Genomic DNA, 18,821 nt, shown 5'->3' on the forward strand with positions numbered 1-18,821 from the left:
GATGAATAAAACCACAGTTAGCTCAATTATCGCCATTTTAATTTTAGGGTCTTATAGTACGGCGCCTCGGTGTTTGGCTCAGATAGTTCCCGATAATACCATTCCTACACAGGTAACAACTAACGTTAATATCAATGGATTGCCAAGTGATGTTATTAATGGAGGTACTGTAAGAGGAAATAACCTATTTCACAGCTTTAGTGAATTTAATATAAATGTGGGACGGGGTGCTTACTTTACAAACCCCAATGGTGTTACTAACATCCTCACTCGTGTTATAGGCGCCAACGCTTCAAATATAAATGGTACGCTTGGAGTATTAGGTAATGCTAATTTATTTTTATTAAACCCTAATGGGATAATTTTTGGTAGCAATGCACGCTTAGAAATAAATGGTTCGTTTCTAGCATCAACAGCTAACAGCATTAATTTTGCCGACGGTACAAAATTCTCTTCTACAGATAAAGCTGCAAATCCACTTTTAAGCATTACTGCACCAATTGGTTTAAATTTAAATAATAATGCCACGATTAAAGTTAACGGTACGGGAAATGCAACAAGTCAAGGTTTAACTATTGTACCAGGAAACACTTTAGCTTTAGTTGGTGGAAATATTAACTTGGATGGAGGGTTAATTACAGTACCATCTGGACGAGTAGAAATAGGCAGCGTTGAAAACGGAAACGTTAGTATTAATTCTATTGCCAAGGGTTGGAGTTTAGGGTACGACCAGGTAGATAAATTTGGAAATATTGATTTAGTCAACCGTGCGAATATATCTAACTTAGGTAGAGACTTACAAGCAAACGGCGCCGTACAAGTTCAAGGTAGTAATATAACCTTAAATGGGGGTTCGCAAATTGCTAGCTTAACCCCAAGCACTCAACCAGGAGTAGATATAAACATTAAAGCAACTGAATCTTTAAATATTGGTGCTAGTGATAATACTCAACCAATCACTTCTCGAATTATCAGTACATCTGCTCTAAATGCCTCAGCAACCGGTGGTAATATTTCAATAATTACACCCCAAATTAATATAACTGATGGCGGCAGACTTGAAACGGCGAGCTTTGGAAGAGGAAAAGCTGGAAATATAAATATTAAATCTAATACAATAAATATAAGTGGATTTACTACTAACCAAAGTCGAAACAATTTAGATAGGCTTGAAAATAGTGGAATTTATAGCGCAATTTTTGATGCTGGAGCAGGAGGAGACATCAATGTATCATCTCAAAAAATTACATTGCTGGATGGTGGTTTTATCAGTACCTTTGCTCGTCTAGGGGCAACTGGTGCTTCTGGAAATATAAATGTTGATGCAACAGAAAGTATTAGTAGCACAGGAACTAACCAAATAAATCCAACTTATAGTAGTGGTATTAATGCAATAAATTTTGGTACTGGTGTTAGTGGTAATATTCGTGTTTCAACCAAACAGTTAAACCTGCAACAAGGAGGAGCAGTTTTATCTTATGCTTACGGAAGCGGAAAAGGTGCAAACATAGATATTAAAGCAAGTGAGTCAATTTATGCTAGAGATGACAACCCTTTATTAAAAGGTGTATCTAGCGGTATAAATGCTTCTACTTTTGGAACTGCTAACGGTGGGGATATTTTCATTTCGACCGATAAATTACAGTTATTTGACGGCGCCGATATTAGTTCATTCTCATCTAATCAACCGCTTAGTAAAAGTTTACCGCTTAGATCTGGTTTTGGTAATGGTGGCAATATCACAGTTAATGCTAAAACAGTTGAAATAGTAGGAGTGAGTCCCTCAGCTCCTGACACCAATAGCGGTTTATTAAGTGTAACTTTTGGTTCCGGACGTAGCGGAGACCTGAAAGTAACTGCTCAACGCTTAACTATAAAAGATGGTGCTTCGATATCAACAGGTGTACTAGCTGGAACTTTGAGCTTAGGAGTTCCTGCACCAGGAGCTGGTAAAGGTCAAGGTGGTAACTTAAGTATAGATGTTGACGAAATTGAAGTACTCGGAACAAATAAGTTTATTTTTACACCTAGCAATATTGGAACAGGTTCTTCTGGTCAGGGTGCAGGAGGATATACCTTAGTTAATACCCGTAAGTTAACAATTAAAGATGGCGCCAGAGTTGGTTCAATTGCAGTTGCTACAGGTAATATAGGAGCGATACAAGTTAATGCTGATACTGTAAATCTATCTGGGGTAGGAACTAATGGGATGCCATCTGAAATTTCCTCGAATGCTCTTATTTATAGTGATGAAATACGAGCATTTTACTTTTTACCACCTGTACCAACTGGTAACACAGGTCAAGTTAATATAAATGCAAAAGACATACTTGTTAACGATGGCGCCAGAATTAGTGTTCAACATGATGGTACTGGAGATGCAGGAAAAATAGACATTATAGCAGATACTTTAAAATTAGAACGTGGTAATATTCAAGCAACTTCAAACTCTGGAGAAGGTGGTGATATTAGTCTCCAAACTAAATTATTACAAATGCAAAGTAATAGCACCATTACAGCCACAGCTAAAAATCAAGGCAATGGCGGAAATATTACAATTGATACACAATTATTTGTGCAGTTAGAAAACAGTGATGTTATCGCTCAAGCATCTGATGGTCGTGGTGGAAACATCAAAATTAATACTCAAGGACTTTTGGGTGGACAATTTAGTTCTGGACTTACACCACAAAGTGATATTACAGCCAGTTCAGAGTTTGGTGTAAATGGTGTGGTAAATTTAAATGTTCCTCAAGCTGACATTACTCAAGGAATAAATACTTTTACACTGAGTTTTGTAGATAACGAGACTAAAGTAACCAACACTTGTAGCACTGTGAACCAAAATAGGTTTACTATTTCCGGACGAGGTGGTTTTCCTGCGTCACCTATACAACCATTAGTAGGTGAAACTATTTGGCAAGATGTTCGTAGTAATGATAATTTTAGCTCTTATCCGACTAAGAGGTACACTTCTAAGGTAAATAATAATTTAGATTTAGTTGAAGCTCAAGGAATCGTAGTAGATAATAAAGGTGAAGTTGAGCTAGTCGCCAATGTTAGCTTACCTGCTTCCCATCAAAATTGGTACTCGGCGCCAAATTGTAAATAACTAAAACCTATGCACCTCAAACCCTATGCAACAGTCGAACTCTAGTTCTAGTCAAATTCTTTTACCCATTGCAACTCTTGTAGCAATCATTGCTGCATTTGTTGTAAATGTATGGTCAAATATTTTTCCTTTAGGTGGACTTAGTATTGGAGAAATTTCTAATACTTTGTTCAAAGATGTTTTAATTATACCAGCAAATTATGCTTTTGCTATTTGGGGAGTAATTTATCTGGGTTTATTTGCCTTTGGAGTTTATCAAATTTTGCCTGCACAGCGAAATAATCCATATCTACGCAAAGCTGGATTATTTATTATCGTTGCTAGCATTGCTCAAAGCATATGGGTGTATTTATTTTTATCACGCATGTTTACCTTGTCAGTAGTGGCAATGCTTTTGATTTTGTTACCACTTATAGGCGCCGTTTTACAGCTAAAATTAGTAAACCCTGCAACTCGTAGCTACAAATGGTATGCGCGTATTCCCATCAGTATTTATCTGGGTTGGATAAGTGTTGCTACAATTGTCAATGTTGCTTCTGCGCTTGTTGCTTCAGGTTGGAATGGTGGAGGAATTTCTCCAACTACTTGGACTATTATTATGGTATTGATTGCTACTGGTTTAGCATCTATCATGACGACAAAATATCAAGATATTGCTTATACTGGAGTCACAATTTGGGCATTAATTGCCATTGCTATCAAGCATTCGAGTAATTTGGCTTTACTAACTGTAACAACATCCGGCGCCGTTGCACTCTTGATTTTAATTGTTTTGGTTCTGCCTCGATTAAATACTCATCGTTTGTAATTTATCTAAACCTTCTTTGATGTAAATATCTCTTGATGGGTTGGGAATCTCTATTTTTTCTGCTTGATATTTCTCGTGCAATTTTTTTATAAATATATGCTTTGCTAGGCGCCTGTCTAAAAATTCATTCAGCCGCATAAACACAGTTAAATTAATACTATAATCACCTAACGTGTGATAACGAATGAATGGTTCATTTATAGTTAGTTCTGGTGCAATTTCTTGCATAACTTCAGTCGCAACAGCCAAAGTCACCCTTTCCACATGCTCCAAATTATTTGTATAACTTACCCCAATATCAATTGATAAAACAAGTTCTTTAACTGGTAAATGGTAGTTTGTAAAAATTACCGATGACAGCTTCGAGTTAGGAATAACTATTATATTATTATAAATATCTTTAATTGTTGTACTACGCCAATTAATATCTATTACATGACCTTCTTGACCAGTTTCGAGTTTTACATAATCTTCGGTTCTAAGCTGTTGTGAAATAATTAAATATAATCCTGCAAATAAATTTGACAAAGTATCTTGAACTGCTAAAGCGAGTGCTAAACCTCCAACTCCCAAAGTCGTGAGAATTGGTGTAATTTCAACACCCACTGTTTGCAAAATTATTAATAGTCCAAGAATATATACAATAAATTTTACTAAATTAGATATAAGCGAAGCAGATACAACTTGTGATTTTTGTCCAAATAAAGTTACAAAACTGCTGCTAAGTCGAGCAAGAAATATAGTAATAGATAATAAAGCGATAATTATTAAGATTGTTTCAATAACATGTGAAGCATCAGACTTTAATGATGAGGAAAGATGAGCAGCAAAACACCCAGCAAGTAAAAACCAGGTAAAAGCGAGATTATTCAGCGAATGAAGTAATATTATTTTTACTGTTAAAGGTTGTTCTTCCGCTTCAGTTTCAACGCTAACTAACTTAATTTGCCTATCAATAAATTTTTCCAGAGCAAAACCAACAATTAATCCAATTAAAATAAAAGCACTTGGAACTGCAAATTGTGCCATAATTTGTATGAAAATATTAAAGAAATATATTTAATTTTAACACTGAGCTTAATTGAAAGTTTGTAACATCGATTAGAAACCGGGTTTCTTTAGAGAGATTTTGTATAAAACAGCAATTTTACGTAGAAACCCGGTTTCTTTATTTATATTTTGCAATAAACATCACAAGTTTGCATAGAAACCGGGTTTCTGGTTTCTTATAACAAACTTTGTCGTAACCTATGCATAAAAGCATCAACATTACAAGGCACATTAATATAATCGAGACATCCTAAGTCTAATGCAATTTCTACATGATTAGATTGAGTTGCTAACCACAATAGCTTTGTACGTTGTGTAACTTTACAGCGTTTAAATTCTTTGAGTAAATCTAACCCATTTACAATGGGCAAATTATCTTCTAATAAAATAATTTTGCCGTATATACTAGGATTATTTACTATTACTGAGATAGCACGCTGCCCATCCTGTATCCAATGAGTATGATAACCTCTTATTTCGAGGGCGCCCATTATTTTATGCGCGAATTCCGAGTCACGATGTAATAATATTACATCAAAAACTGGAAGTGGATGTGTCTTCAGCGGTTGCCAAGTAGCTGATAATACACGACATCCAGATATTTTGGCTTGCTCTAGAACCGATACAGCTTGTTTATAAAGAGATTGAATATTTTTACCGTCTTCGGGATATTGAACCACACCAGCACTAAAAGTATTAAATATTTGATTTTGATTGTCATTTTGATTATTTTCTGTATCAGATGTAGAAAATTTAATTTGTCTGAATAATTCTAATATTTCTGCTAACCAGTCTGTACCTTCACCACGATTTGTACCGTACATGCCAATAATAAATTCGGCGCCGTTCCAACGTGAGACAACATCTTCACTTCGCAGTTCTTGACGTAAAATATGAGCTAACTTACGCAGCATTTGGTCGCCAAGTCGATGTCCATAATCACGGTTGATTTGAGATAATTTGTCTAATGTTACTACTGCTAAACAAAAAGGCTGTTGATACTGTGAAGCTAAATGTATAAACTTGTCTATATCTTGACTGGAACGGTGACGATTTGGTAGACCTGTTAAAGTATCTATTTCAGCTTGCTCACGTAATAAACGCGCACGCTCTAAACGATTGAATATACGAGTAATTAACTCCGGCGCCACTACAGGTTTACTTACATAATCATCACCACCTGCCGCAAACACATTTTGAATTGTTTCTGCGTCGCGTTGTCCTGTTAAAAATAAAATTGGTAGCCATGCCCATTTGGGATTATTACGTATAATTTGACATAACTCGATGCCATTTGTGTCAGGCATTTGCACATCAAGAACTAGTAAGTCGGGTACTACAGCATCTAATTCTTCCCAAAGTCGCTGTGGGTCGTTAAGAATTGTAACTTGTAATCCCCAAGGTTCTAACAAAGTTCGCACTAAACGCGATACTAATTTATCGTCATCTACCACCATTACCTTTGCTTCAGGTTGTTTGGGAGGTTTAATATTTTGATTTAGAGATTGATTATGATTATTGTATGTATTTAATATATTTGATTGAGTTGCAGATTGAACCAGACTGTGTAACACATCATTACGTGGTGTTGGACTGGATTCTGCTGTTAAGGTGTTAGTTGAGTTTGAGATGGGGATATTAATTTTACTCTTGTGTGCTTTTTGAAAAACAGGGTTGAGACGATACCCCATTCCATATACAGTTTCTATTAAATCGGAGGCGCCAACCGATTTAAGTTTTTGACGTAACCGTTTAATAAGTGCCCTTAATGTTTCTGAACTAGGTGGTTCATCTTCCAACGACCATAATTTATTTAGAATACTCGTTTGACTATGAATTTTTTGGCTATTTTGCATGAACAATTCCAGTAAGCCATATTCTTTTGCAGTCAAACTGAGTAAAATTTCCCCGTATCTTACCTCGCATTTACTCGGGTCTAGCTGTAAATCTCCCCACATCAACACAGGAGTTGCTGTGTTAGCTTTACGACGCAGCAATGCGCGGATGCGTGCTTCGAGTTCTGGTAGTGGTATCGACTTTACCGCATAATCATCGGCGCCTGCATCCAGACCAACTATCTTATCATCGCTAATACCCCTAGCCGTTAAAAGCATCACTGGAACTTGTAAACCCTTCGCGCGTAACTTGCGACAAAAGCTAATACCATCAAGTTTCGGTAACATGACATCCAAAACAATCAAATCATAATTAGCAGCTTCGATATAATCCCAACCTTCTATTCCATCAAAAGCAATGTCAACAACATAATTCTGCTCAACCAAATTAGCTTTAAGCAGTTCGGAAAATATTTCATCATCATCAACAAGCAGAATTCTCATTTGGTCTAATTAACTATCGATGCTTAATCACAGTGTTTCTAAGTAGCCTAAGCTAAAAATTATATTAAATCCACCGTAAAAACAAGGAAGTTTGTTAATGAGAATAATTCGATTTATCAACAAAAAAGCCCCCTTGTCAAGGGGGTTGGGGGGGTTGGGGGGATTTTAAGCAATACTTCCCCGCTTACGCGCTTCTTTATAGGAAGTTCCAACATTTCTCAACCCAGCTTTAATCATTTGGCGTTCTAAAACCGAGAAAAAGCGAGCTTTATCGCCACCTTTAACAACAGCTTGGTTGTGCGCTTCTGCAATAGCGACAGGATAACCATAACCTTTTTGCACCTGAGCCAACATCAAACCTAGCGACTCATCGAATAACTGTGTATCCTCAGCAACCCATCTAGGTATTTCAATTCGTGCAATTTCAGTACCAACGTGAACATAACAAAAATAAATTTGCTGGTCTTGGTACAATTCAAGAATTCGAGCATTACTACGCCACAAAGGTCCACGCTGTCCAGGTTGAAGTTGAGTAGCCCAAAGGGTACTATCTCGTAATGGGTCGAATACTTTGCATGGAACCTTATCGTTTTGGTTAGGACAAAAACTCGCACAGTCTGGTACCGGATGAGTACAAGCAAGCAAACGTAAAAAGTTTACCCCCTCAACATTACGCGAAGCGCTAAGATAACCCATCAAAGGAGCGCGACTAGCTTTCATTTGACCCCACGCTTCTAATATTGGCGGCAAAATATGTTCGCGTGCTTCCAAAGGTAACTGTTCTAAAAACCAATAAATAAGTGAACCATCAACCATTGCCAAAGTTGGAACGCGCGGGTTTAGCTGATTCAAAAGCGGAGTTTGCTCACCTACAATTCCACAAGCTAACTCTGCCAAAACCATCGCTTCCGAAGCAGTACGACGATAACTCATCCATTCCTCGGTACGTATTCCCCACTTACGTGAAGCATACAAATCTTCGGGACGGTAAAACACTTCGGGTAAACTATCGAGGAGTGGATGTTTATTTTGTCCGTAATGTAAAACAACCCTTCCAATATTAAGAAGATAACAGTAAGCGATTTCGTGATGATTCGGTGCTATTTGCGAACCATCAGTAGCAATAACAGTGTGTACCTTTGGTGGAACTGGAATCTCAACACGAGTATCAAGCGGTTCAATAGGAGTTGCATTTGCGAACACAATCCTATCTTTCCACTTATCTTGCTTCTCGACAAACTCCTCTTGGCGCCCTATTGCATCAACCAAATATTTAGAAGCTAACTCTAGACGCTTTTGACCTGCGACAGCTTCTTGCGTTAAATGCTGACTCAAACCTTGAATTTGACCCGCGAGTTTTGTTATATCAAGCATAGAAATTAGTAAAAAGTGCTGAGTGCTGAGTAGAAGTAGAAAGTGCTGAGTGCTGAGTGCTGAGTTTAAGAGGATGTTTTAAAAGTTAAAGAAATTATAAATTGCCATTAGTCCAAAAGCGAAAAATCTGTATGTAATAACATATCGCGCTTACACCTTATAATGACTCCAAGTATTCACGAACAAATGCACTCTCTTCATTTTTAAGCAAATTCTTCGCTTCTGCAAGTACTTCGTCACCTATTTTTACTTCACCTAAAGCATAACTGATTGCCTCTAAAGCTGCATATCTTACTTCAGGTTCACGATTTTGTAACAAAACTTTAACTATTGAAGCTGCATTTTGTGAATATAAATTAATTTCTAAAAGAGGTTCGATAAGTCGTGCAATGGCTTGTAAACGAAATGAATCAAGCTTGGCTATACAGTAATGTAGTGTTTTAATATCTTCTTTTGATAAAGCTGCATGACCTTCAACTAGTGCGTCTCTAATTTCTTCAATTCTATCCTCAAACTCAGAAATATCAGTTATATCAAGACTCCTTTCAGTTAGGAGTGGCTTAGAATATCTCATTTTTCATTTATTTATAAATTTATAAAAGGTTATTTTGTTACAAAACAAGAGTTAGGAGTAAAACACTTCACTCTTAACTCTTCCACTCAGCACTCAGCACTCAGCACTTTACACTCTTTTACACCCAATCTGAAAAGTCTTGTGAGTATTGTGCTAATGATAACAAATGCATACGGGGGTCGCTGTGAGCAACTAGACGTTCTGATGGAGTATTATAGCCCCAGTCAGCTAGAAATAAGGTTACATCATCTAAGTCGCTTTGCTTTTTAACTAATTGTAAGGTGTTGAGACGGTCTTCGATAAACCAAATATTGGCGCCTTCTGTCGAAGTTTTTAATTCTCTTAATATTTCATATTTAGGACGTTTGGCTTCTTTTCCAAATATAACTTCGCGCGGTAAATCTATTCCTTCTTTTTGTAAGAGTTTATGAGCAAATCTACCTTCTTTGGTTGTGACAATATATATTTTTACGCCGCTGGCAATCATGTTTTTTATTCTGTCTGCAACTCCCGGATAAAATCGATGTAGACTCATCCAATCTTCTAAATCATTCTCAATCCAATCATCACGTAATGAATCAAGTTGATGTGCAACTTCTGATGACTTAAGATTAGATTCTGCTAAAATTCTTTTAGTAATATTTGCCCAATCTTTTAAGATATTATCTTCAGATATACCTTCTACTATTGCTTTAATTAAAACAGGCATTTCCCAACCCGTTTCTATTACTGGTCGCAGACTATAAAACATTGATGCATAATCATCGGTTGCTATTTGTTGAGTAGGCGCCCATATTTGACAATAAGTTCGCCAAGCAACCTCAAAGTACTCGACCATACCGTCACAAATAACACCGTCAAAATCAGACGCTAAAATAGTTGGAATATTCACTGTCATTTTCACCGTACCTAAAACTTTACAAAAACTGTAATTAATTAAAATTAATTTTCTTTAACTAAATAGTAATCTCAAAATCATTGTTGATTATGTAAATTGATTTGTATAAACATTATAATGAGACTCATATTCCTAACTTCATAAAAGTCGTCAAGAATATTGTTCACACCTGCGGACATTAGTAAATATATAATAACCTGTGAAGAAGCATAAATAAAATAAATATATTTAGCGAGTATAAAAATAGCAGCCCTTAGAGACTGCCATTTTAAACCTACTATATACTTTCTGCAAAAGTTAAAAAGCTTACGCAATACTTAGACTTTCGCGAATTCTGGAGCGGGACGTTTGCTGTTACGGATAGCTTCGATAGCTTGTGCGTAGTCAGGAGCATTATATACCGCCGAACCTGCTACAATCGCGTTGGCGCCTGCTTCCAAAACTTGCCAAGTATTATTCGCTTTTAAACCACCATCAACTTGAATCCAAGGGTCTAAACCGCGTTCGTCACACATTTGACGCAACTGACGAATTTTAGGCACCATCCCAGGAATAAAGCTTTGACCCCCAAAACCAGGGTTAACGCTCATGATTAATACTAAATCGACAATATCAAGCACGTACTCAATTAAGTCCAACGGAGTTGAAGGATTGAGTACCACACCAGCTTTTTTGCCATGCTCTTTAATCAAACCAAGGGTACGGTGCAGGTGCGGAGAAGCATTATGCTCACAATGTACCGTAATATGGTCGGCGCCAGCTTTAGCAAAATCTGCCACATATTTTTCTGGCTCCACAATCATTAAGTGGACATCAAGTGGTTTTTTGGTAACTGGACGAATTGCTTCAACTATCAGCGGACCAATGGTTATATTCGGAACAAAGCGTCCGTCCATTACATCAACATGTATCCAATCAGCTCCTGCCTCATCTACGGCACGAACTTCTTCTCCTAAACGGCTAAAATCTGCTGATAATATAGACGGAGCAATTACAATGGGCTTGTCGGATGGCGTATAAGTCATGGCGCTTCGCTTAATAGGTGCTTGAAATTCTGTATTGATTGTAACAAAATATGAGCTTTGGCTCACCTGTCTAATTTCATCCTACATTAACCCTTTACAATTATTAACCTTTTATAAAGATAAAGACGATGGCGAAAAAACAAACCTGGATATTTTGGGGATTGAGTGCGGCTTTGTTGAGTACACCAGTTCTAGCTATTAAATTTAGCAGTTCACTAGATAGTTTTGGAATTGATGCCCTGAAGTTGCACAAACCTCCTTACAATTTAACTGGGCGCAAAATCGCCATTGGTCAAGTAGAAATTGGGCGCCCAGGTAAGTTTGGTGTTGATAAATCAGTTTCTAATAATCGTGCGTTGTCACCTGTAGCAGTATTTGCACGAACTATTCCAGCCAAGTCGAATAGTGGTGTAGACCCCCACGCACATAATGTTGCGGGTGTAATGGCAAGTAACGACAAAGCATTTCCTGGAGTGGCGCCAAACGCGCGACTATATTCTTCAGCAGTTGGTTCGACAAAAAGCCAAGGTCAACCCGAAGAATGTTTATCAGCACAACATATCGCATCGCAAAATGGTAGTGATGTGCGTGCAATTAATTTTAGCTTTGGTGAACCACTTAATCGTGACCCACGTCCCGACCCTATTCTTGACGGCAATGCTTTACTAACGATGTGTGTTGACTGGTCTTCGAGAGTTCATAATACCCTATATGTAATTGCTGGAAATCAAGGTAAAGGTGGAATTCCTATACCCACCGATAACTTCAATGCTGTAAACGTCGCATTTTCTTCGCGTCGTGGCGATATCTTTACAAAAGTTGACGTTTCCAACTTAGCTGCAGCGAATGAAGGCGCCACAGCTCGGCTAGCAGGTAAAGAAATAAATATTGGAGTTCGTCGTTCGGTGAATATTCTTGCTCCTGGTAGTAATATTCGGATGTTAAACCCCGATGGCAAAATAAATAAAGTTACAGGTACTTCTTTTGCGGCGCCTCACGTTACTGGAACAGTAGCTTTATTGCAAGAATTTGGTGATAGACAGATACGAAAAAAACAGTCAAATTGGAGTATGGCTTCACGGCGCCACGAAGTCATGAAAGCAATATTACTAAACTCCGCCGAAAAACTAAAAGACGATGGTAATGGTTTACGCTTAGGGATGACGCGAACAATTATCGACAAGCAGAACCTAGACTGGCTAGCTTCCGACGCTTATAGAGACCCCAAAATACCACTTCATGCTCAAATGGGCACCGGACACATGAACGCATCGCGCGCATTACAACAATTTGGCGCCGGACAGTGGCAACCAAACCAACCAGCCCCCGCTTTAGGATGGGATTACAATACAATTACAGCAAATACTAATGTAGATTATCAACTTAAAAAACCACTCAAAGCAGGTAGTTTCGTTTCATTAACTTTGAGTTGGGATAGATTAGTTGAACTCGAAGACAAAAATAACAATAAAATGTACGACGAAGAAGAAAACTTCCGCGACCGAGGTTTAAACAATCTAGATTTATATTTAGTCCAAGACACTCCTAACGGTTCGACATCAATAGCATGTTCATCAGTTAGCGAAGTAGATAGCGTAGAACATATATTTTGCCCAGTTCCAACCGCAGGTAAATATAAAATTCGCATTCAATACAAAAAACAAATCAACGAAGCAAAACAACTCTATGCACTAGCATGGTGGACAGTACAGTAGAAAGTGCTGAGTACTGAGTGCTGAGTCCTGAGTCAAATATAAAATCGTAGGTTGGGTGGAGCGTGTACAGCGTAACCCAACAAAAACTTAATTAACTATTTTATTAACTTGCTCAATTCGTTGTTTAATAGCTTATAAGTGCAATACGAATATTTTCTTGTATTGGTGTACCATCTGCTGTTACAAATCGTCCGTACCAAGTTGCTTCCTCATCGGGTGTCCGGCGCCTGTATAATTCACGTAATGGGGAAGCATCAAGAGCGATGTGCAAGAGCATAAGCTAATAATTCTTTATTTGTCATCGCTTCAAAGTTCGGTTGCATTTAAAAACCTCCATTGTCCATTGGGTGGTACTATAATTTGAAGTTCTTCACTGGCAAAAATAAACACAACTCCCATATATTCATCAAAACGGTAAATCTCGATGTTGCGGTAACTATTAGACAGCATCTGACAGACTCTCATACAGGCATGTGCTTGTTCATTTTTACTCATATATAAATAAATGTATCAAATTTAACTGATAAATCTATCCGTTAAATCCGCTACATAATCCGTTGCCAACTTGCTTATAATTCCTATTTTACCTCACCAATAAAAGTAATATAAATCACAAACATAATCTAAAAGTAAAACGAAAATTTTAACCGGAATGTTCAGCTATATTATAATTTTGTTTAGTACCTTTATACATATACTTGTATTTAAAATAATTCTATTGGATTAAAAATAATGACAAAATGACTCAGTTCCCATACGACGAGTTTTCCAAAAATTATCTGCAAGCACTATTAGGGACAGTAGGAGAAGTAAAGACAGACAAAAAAGTTCCATCAGAAATTAGAGAAATCGACGTTTACTTTGCACCATCTCCCCACCCACCTGAATCTTCAGTAGAGTTAGGATTATTGGGAAGATTCGCAGATACAGCAGCATTGTTTGAACCGTTTCGGAATGCAGTGCAACCTCTAGAAGTTTGTAGCTGTATGGGTAAACTATTCTCCACGTTCGCTGAAGCTGAACGTAAAAGCAACCGAGAAAAAACCCCCTTAAGAATGGGTGACTTACCACGGTTATGGATTATATCTCCGACAGCATCAGACCTTTTTTTGGGTGACGGTTTTCATGCAACACCCGATGAGCAAAACTGGGGTAAAGGAATATATTTTTTAGGCAACAATACTAGAACTGCCATTATTGTCGTTCATCAACTGCTTGAAACTCCTGAAACGTTATGGTTAAGGATTTTAGGTCGAGATGGAACCCAAAAACGAGCTATAGCTGAGTTAGAAGCACTACCAACAGGTGACCCGTTACGAGAAAAAGCAGTTGAACTATTATTAAATTTAAGGACTACCTTAGAACTGAAGCAACCCCAAGAACCAGAGGATGAGGACTTTATTATGACTTTATCACCCATTTATCTACAAAAGCTCGAAGAAGTTAAACAAGAAGGGAGACAAGAAGGGAGACAAGAATCTTTATATAGCGTTGTCGAAAAGCTACTGCAATTCAAGTTTGGGTCTCTAGATGATGAACTCAATCAAATTATTCAACCTTTGTCAGCGTTGGGAGAAGAGGAGTTTATACCATTGATACAGCAGCTATCGCGCGAGGAATTGCTAAATAGATTTATCTAATCGTAAATCAGCAAAAACCCGCTTAGAGACGTTACATGTAACGTCTCTACACGTATATACTAATTATTTTCAAAGATTTTTTCTAATTGTTCACTTGTTAATGACCGTACTAAATCTACATTGAGCGGCGCCTTACTAATATACTGAGCATAAGCTGCGCTCAAATATGGGCTATATTGCTGCTGGTTTACAAGATGAGTTTGAAAAAATGCTACGCTGAATGCTTTAACATACATTTGAGCAATAGCAGGATTGGGGCCAATTAATTCTCTAGGCACTGGTAGAACAGGTTTTGAAGCGTTTAATTTTTCAGAAGTTGAAAAATGAGTTCCATTCTCAATTAATGCTAAATACTTATTTTGTGATGCAACCCAAGTGAAAGGAATTACCTGTTCGGGTACTGCTGGTGTAATAACATCTTGGCTACCTCCCATAAACATTATCGGGACTTGTATTTTACTAAATCCTTTTTGATTCAAAATAACGCTACCAAAAGGATTTAAAGCCATTACAGCCTTAACGCGCGTGTCTTGGAATGATGGAATTGGTGTTTTGCCTTGTAATAATTCGTTAGCTCGACATTGTAATAATACTGATAAATTCAATGAGTTGTTAGGGTTACATTGTTTATTAACAGAGTTAACATCGATTGTGGCGCCTGCTAATGTTAAAGCTGTATACCCTCCATAAGAGTGTCCAATTACACCGACTTCTTGAACATTGAGTTGTCCAACAAAATTTGAACCTGATTTATTCAGACGTTGGAGTTGGTCGAGTAAGAATTTAATATCTAAAGGACGGTTTATTAATTCGCGTGCTTCGGGTGGACTTGCTAAACCTTCAAAATATTGCTGAATTTTTTTAGCGTCACTACCTGGATGTTCGAGAACTGCAACAGCAAAACCATACGAAGCAAGATGCTGTGCTGCATAAGCAAAAGTTTCTCGGTCTTCTGCAACACCGTGGGAAATTACAATTAATGGAAATGGTGGTTTAACCGAAGTTGAGGCGCCACCTGAACGGTTATTGTTATTCTGTGGTAAATATAAATCTACAGGAAAAGCGCGACTTCGGGCAACATCGTTCATCTCCCAAGATACTACTTTATAACCAAGACTACCTGGTACTTGTAAATCTTGCTGTTGTGAAAAATCGGTAGTTTGGTTAGAAGCTTCCGCAGTGGCAACTTCTTTAAGACCACCGACAACCCTATCTCTTCTTCGTATTAACTCAGAAAAATTAGTAAGTATGGACTGTCCTTCAGTTAAGTTAAGACGAATGGTACTAGATGGATAACGACGAATTACTTCAACAATATTTAACCCTTTGGGGTTAGTCGCAGATAATATCAACGCTGAACGCAATGCATAAAAGCTACCTTGCCTACTTTCTGTCATTATCAACTCAGATAACCGTCGCACTACACTCTCACCTAGCGCTGAGTAAGTAACCTGCGAAACTAAAGTAGCATCTAAATTGAAATAAGTTCTAAGCAACTGCCGAAATTGTGCGCGTTGAGACGAAGGTACACGATTTAGATAAAAAGCAAAATCTCTTGTTACCCTACCAGACTCCGCATAAGTCTCTATATCCAAGGTAGAAATTGTAAACTCTCCAAACGGAGGGTAATAAAAAGCAATACGTTCAGCAGCATTACCTGGAGTTGCGCTTACGAATGTTGATACTACGCCAATCAAGGCGCCAACTATAGTATTTTGCCACTTGTGCTGTTTTTTCTCTCTATAAGTAATATTACGACTAACAGAAAAACTCATAAAACAAATATACTATTAGAGATAAATCAAGCAAACTCATTATTTCATTAAATATCGCATCCTAGCATCACCGTATCGGTTGATTTTGGCTTACTGAGTAGAGAAACCACGTATATTTTCGGAGGATGTAACGAACAAAATCGATAAATTAGTATTTTCACTGAAGCTTATTTGAATATTTATATTTTATAAAATGAAATATATTACGAACCTTCTAAAGCCAAACTATATACTGAACCACTTTGAGCAATCTTGTTACAACAAGGTTGCTCAAATTATAAGTAAGTAACGAGAAAATATACCGTGAATATACTTAAAATATTACCTCATAGCGACGAATATCAGGCGCCATAGCAACCAAACCATCAAGTTTTCCAGCAGCTTCAACAAAATGCGGCGCCTGTAAGTGTAAATTCAAAGCAGCATCATTTACCCATTCTTCCACAAACGTAAAATCAGTCGGGTCATTTAAATTTTGCAGAAGTTCATACTTAATACACCCGGTTTCAAGTCTTGTAGCTTCAACAAGAGGTAATGCCAAAGCTTTAAATTCACTTTCTTTACCAGGTAACGTCACAACACGGGCAACAACGCGAAGAGTCATAGTTAGTACTTAGTTGAATATCTAGCTAAATTCCAGCTTTTCTTGCCGCGACCATATAGCGAAATACAAACTCTGTAATTTCAATATAGTTACGTGCGGTTTCAAGAGAGTTTGCCCAGACTGTAACACCGTGGTTGCGAATTAGTAAAGCAGGTATTTGGGGTTTTTGTGCCAAGAAGCGGGTTTTGATATCCGAGGCAATCTGTGGAACCTTTAAATGATTATCGAATAAAGGCATAACGCAATTAGGATTTTCTTCCCAGATACCCAAACCCTTAATCATTTCTAAAGGTGGCAATGGTATTTCATCACCCTTAATAAAATTCGATACTAAATTTGCATCGACTGAGTGAACGTGGTAACAAGCTTGTGCATCGGCAAACAGTTCGTAAATGCTAGAGTGAATAGAAGTTTCTGCCGATGGTTTTACAGATTCTTCAAGTGGCGCCTGTATACTTCCATCAGGATAAACACGAACAAAATCTTCTTGAGATAGTTTCCCTTTAGACTTACCACTTCCAGTAATCCAAAAGCTACCATCAGGCATTTTTGCTGATAAATTCCCTGCTGTGCCTAACATCCAGCCTTGTGCATGGAAATAACTAGCGGCGCCGATAAGTTCTACACGCGGGTCATAATTAATACTGACTGTATCAAGTAATTGTTGCTTCATTGTCCCAAATTTCTATTAAAGCGTTGCGAATATCAAAAAAATCGTTCCAAGCAATATAAGGAAAGTTTCGTTCATCGATATATTTAGCCAAACGGTCACGAGCAAAAACCACAGGCGCCGAAGTAGCCATATTTAAATCGGTAACAGAATCACCAATTGCTATTTTAGTATTCGTTGCGTCATATAAATCCATAACTTTGACTTTATCAACCAACTCAGTTTCACCTTCATATGGTGATACAACGCGAAAATGCGAACCACTCGTATCTATATCTATGGCATAAATAGCGTGTGCGCGTTCCACCAAAGAATCTAATACCGCGCATACCATCGAACGTAACCCACCCGACACCACCACAAACGGTACATCTCGCTCTTCCAAAAAATCTAATAACTCAAGAAGTCCCGCACGCATTTGTTGGCGCCGAGTGTACTCAAGAATTTCGGGTAAACATGATGATGGTATAGATTCTAATATACGACGTACACCATCACGCAACGTCACCTTTAAAGCATACATTTGGGGAATTAACTCTGCCGCAAGTTCAGGTGCAAACTCCTTTAGTACCGCAACAAAAGTTTCCTGTGCGGTTATCGTGCCATCAAAATCACAAAAAACTATATTCTTCATTTTTACTTGTAGTATTTTATACCTTCCGACAAGATTAAAAAAACTTGCAAATTATTTATAGTTATTTTCGCAGAATAATCCACAATCTAGTTAGTCAAATTCTTGGTGTGGCTTGTATAGATAAACTATCGGTCAAGATTTTGGAAAATAAATATGGAAATAGAACCCTTGTCATGCCTCACTACGTGAAGCATCTCATAAATTATCGATACTGTCATGCCTCACTACGTGAAGCATCTCATAAATTTTCAAGCTAAAAGAGATTCTACCCTGCGGGAAAACTCCGTTTACGCTACGCTCAGAATGACATATTACACTTTGTAATTTTAACTTATACAACTAATATGATTAACAGCTTCATGGATACATTTATCGCTACTGCTTCTACAAATAGTGATGTAGATTTAGGGTTTGTAGAACTAGGTTGGTTTAAGGTAATAATTTTAGGAATTGTGCAGGGAATTACCGAATTATTACCAATTAGCAGTACTGCTCATTTAAGAATAGTACCAGCATTATTAGGATGGACAGACCCAGGTTCAGCACTAAATCTTTAAATAAACACAATTTATATAAAATCTCAATTTCTTTATGAACCTGATA

Annotated in this window: 17 protein-coding genes and 1 pseudogene; 5 read left to right on the forward strand and 13 right to left on the reverse strand. The window is 37.5% G+C overall.

The features are described 5' to 3' along the window. Position 1 precedes the first annotated feature (1 nt). Together DSM106972_RS42965 and DSM106972_RS42970 are read left to right on the forward strand one after the other, a co-directional pair. On the forward strand, positions 2-3,112 hold the full coding sequence (locus DSM106972_RS42965) for a two-partner secretion domain-containing protein (RefSeq protein WP_127086454.1): 3,111 nt from the start codon (positions 2-4) through the stop codon (positions 3,110-3,112). Positions 3,113-3,137: 25 nt separating this feature from the next. Continuing rightward, positions 3,138-3,920: a TspO-related membrane protein gene (locus DSM106972_RS42970; protein ID WP_127086455.1), complete on the forward strand. Its 783-nt coding sequence runs from the start codon at positions 3,138-3,140 to the stop codon at positions 3,918-3,920. Here DSM106972_RS42970 and DSM106972_RS42975 read toward each other — a convergent pair. The 6 genes from DSM106972_RS42975 to rpe form a co-directional block, all read right to left on the reverse strand. Beyond that, complete coding sequence (locus DSM106972_RS42975) at positions 3,900-4,949, reverse strand: mechanosensitive ion channel family protein (RefSeq protein ID WP_127086456.1); 1,050 nt, start codon at positions 4,947-4,949, stop codon at positions 3,900-3,902. The two genes, DSM106972_RS42970 and DSM106972_RS42975, sit on opposite strands and share 21 nt — an antisense overlap. A gap of 197 nt (positions 4,950-5,146) precedes the next feature. Further along, positions 5,147-7,309: a response regulator gene (locus DSM106972_RS42980; RefSeq protein ID WP_127086457.1), complete on the reverse strand. Its 2,163-nt coding sequence runs from the start codon at positions 7,307-7,309 to the stop codon at positions 5,147-5,149. Positions 7,310-7,474: 165 nt separating this feature from the next. After that, the gene (locus DSM106972_RS42985; RefSeq protein WP_127086458.1) at positions 7,475-8,683 is read right to left on the reverse strand and encodes a DNA double-strand break repair nuclease NurA; all 1,209 of its coding nucleotides are present in this window, start codon (positions 8,681-8,683) and stop codon (positions 7,475-7,477) included. Positions 8,684-8,840: 157 nt separating this feature from the next. Next, the gene (locus DSM106972_RS42990) at positions 8,841-9,257 is read right to left on the reverse strand and encodes a hypothetical protein (RefSeq protein ID WP_186538345.1); all 417 of its coding nucleotides are present in this window, start codon (positions 9,255-9,257) and stop codon (positions 8,841-8,843) included. A gap of 118 nt (positions 9,258-9,375) precedes the next feature. Next, positions 9,376-10,155 (reverse strand): HAD family hydrolase, encoded by a 780-nt coding sequence (locus tag DSM106972_RS42995; RefSeq protein WP_127086459.1) that lies wholly within the window; start codon positions 10,153-10,155, stop codon positions 9,376-9,378. A 317-nt stretch (positions 10,156-10,472) separates the two neighbouring features. Beyond that, positions 10,473-11,180 carry a ribulose-phosphate 3-epimerase gene (gene rpe / locus DSM106972_RS43000; protein WP_127086478.1) on the reverse strand — a complete coding sequence of 236 codons (708 nt, stop codon included), beginning with the start codon at positions 11,178-11,180 and terminating at the stop codon, positions 10,473-10,475. A gap of 128 nt (positions 11,181-11,308) precedes the next feature. Here rpe and DSM106972_RS43005 point away from each other — a divergent pair, with 128 nt between their 5' ends. Continuing rightward, positions 11,309-12,895 carry a S8 family serine peptidase gene (locus DSM106972_RS43005; RefSeq protein ID WP_127086460.1) on the forward strand — a complete coding sequence of 529 codons (1,587 nt, stop codon included), beginning with the start codon at positions 11,309-11,311 and terminating at the stop codon, positions 12,893-12,895. A 124-nt stretch (positions 12,896-13,019) separates the two neighbouring features. Here DSM106972_RS43005 and DSM106972_RS52875 read toward each other — a convergent pair whose 3' ends face one another. The 3 genes from DSM106972_RS52875 to DSM106972_RS43015 are packed head-to-tail and all read right to left on the reverse strand — an operon-like array spanning position 13,020 to position 13,390. Next, positions 13,020-13,172 carry a hypothetical protein gene (locus DSM106972_RS52875; RefSeq protein WP_201800858.1) on the reverse strand — a complete coding sequence of 51 codons (153 nt, stop codon included), beginning with the start codon at positions 13,170-13,172 and terminating at the stop codon, positions 13,020-13,022. Then, entirely contained in the window at positions 13,150-13,218 is a 69-nt protein-coding gene (locus tag DSM106972_RS56075; RefSeq protein WP_411675394.1) for a DUF6887 family protein, read from the reverse strand. Before DSM106972_RS56075 ends, DSM106972_RS52875 begins: the two co-directional genes overlap by 23 nt. Then, positions 13,202-13,390, reverse strand: coding sequence for a DUF6888 family protein (locus tag DSM106972_RS43015; protein WP_127086461.1), 189 nt, complete (start codon positions 13,388-13,390; stop codon positions 13,202-13,204). The genes DSM106972_RS56075 and DSM106972_RS43015 overlap by 17 nt, the downstream gene beginning before the upstream one ends. Positions 13,391-13,635: 245 nt before the next feature. Between DSM106972_RS43015 and DSM106972_RS43020 the strand changes: the two genes are divergently transcribed. After that, on the forward strand, positions 13,636-14,535 hold the full coding sequence (locus DSM106972_RS43020; RefSeq protein ID WP_127086462.1) for a hypothetical protein: 900 nt from the start codon (positions 13,636-13,638) through the stop codon (positions 14,533-14,535). A 59-nt stretch (positions 14,536-14,594) separates the two neighbouring features. Here the strand turns inward: DSM106972_RS43020 and DSM106972_RS43025 are convergent, their stop codons facing one another. The 4 genes from DSM106972_RS43025 to DSM106972_RS43040 form a co-directional block, all read right to left on the reverse strand. After that, positions 14,595-16,310 carry an alpha/beta hydrolase gene (locus DSM106972_RS43025; protein ID WP_127086463.1) on the reverse strand — a complete coding sequence of 572 codons (1,716 nt, stop codon included), beginning with the start codon at positions 16,308-16,310 and terminating at the stop codon, positions 14,595-14,597. 313 nt (positions 16,311-16,623) lie between these two features. After that, entirely contained in the window at positions 16,624-16,914 is a 291-nt protein-coding gene (locus DSM106972_RS43030; protein ID WP_127086464.1) for a putative quinol monooxygenase, read from the reverse strand. A 25-nt stretch (positions 16,915-16,939) separates the two neighbouring features. Further along, positions 16,940-17,587, reverse strand: coding sequence for a methylthioribulose 1-phosphate dehydratase (mtnB, locus tag DSM106972_RS43035; RefSeq protein ID WP_127086465.1), 648 nt, complete (start codon positions 17,585-17,587; stop codon positions 16,940-16,942). Then, positions 17,568-18,218: an HAD-IB family phosphatase gene (locus DSM106972_RS43040; protein ID WP_127086466.1), complete on the reverse strand. Its 651-nt coding sequence runs from the start codon at positions 18,216-18,218 to the stop codon at positions 17,568-17,570. The genes mtnB and DSM106972_RS43040 overlap by 20 nt, the downstream gene beginning before the upstream one ends. Positions 18,219-18,562: 344 nt before the next feature. Here DSM106972_RS43040 and DSM106972_RS43045 point away from each other — a divergent pair. Then, a pseudogene (locus DSM106972_RS43045) lies at positions 18,563-18,763 on the forward strand (undecaprenyl-diphosphate phosphatase); the annotation flags it as partial. Between the last annotated feature and the right edge of the window lie 58 nt (positions 18,764-18,821).

It is taken from the genome of Dulcicalothrix desertica PCC 7102 (assembly GCF_003991905.1).
GTDB lineage: Bacteria > Cyanobacteriota > Cyanobacteriia > Cyanobacteriales > Nostocaceae > Dulcicalothrix > Dulcicalothrix desertica.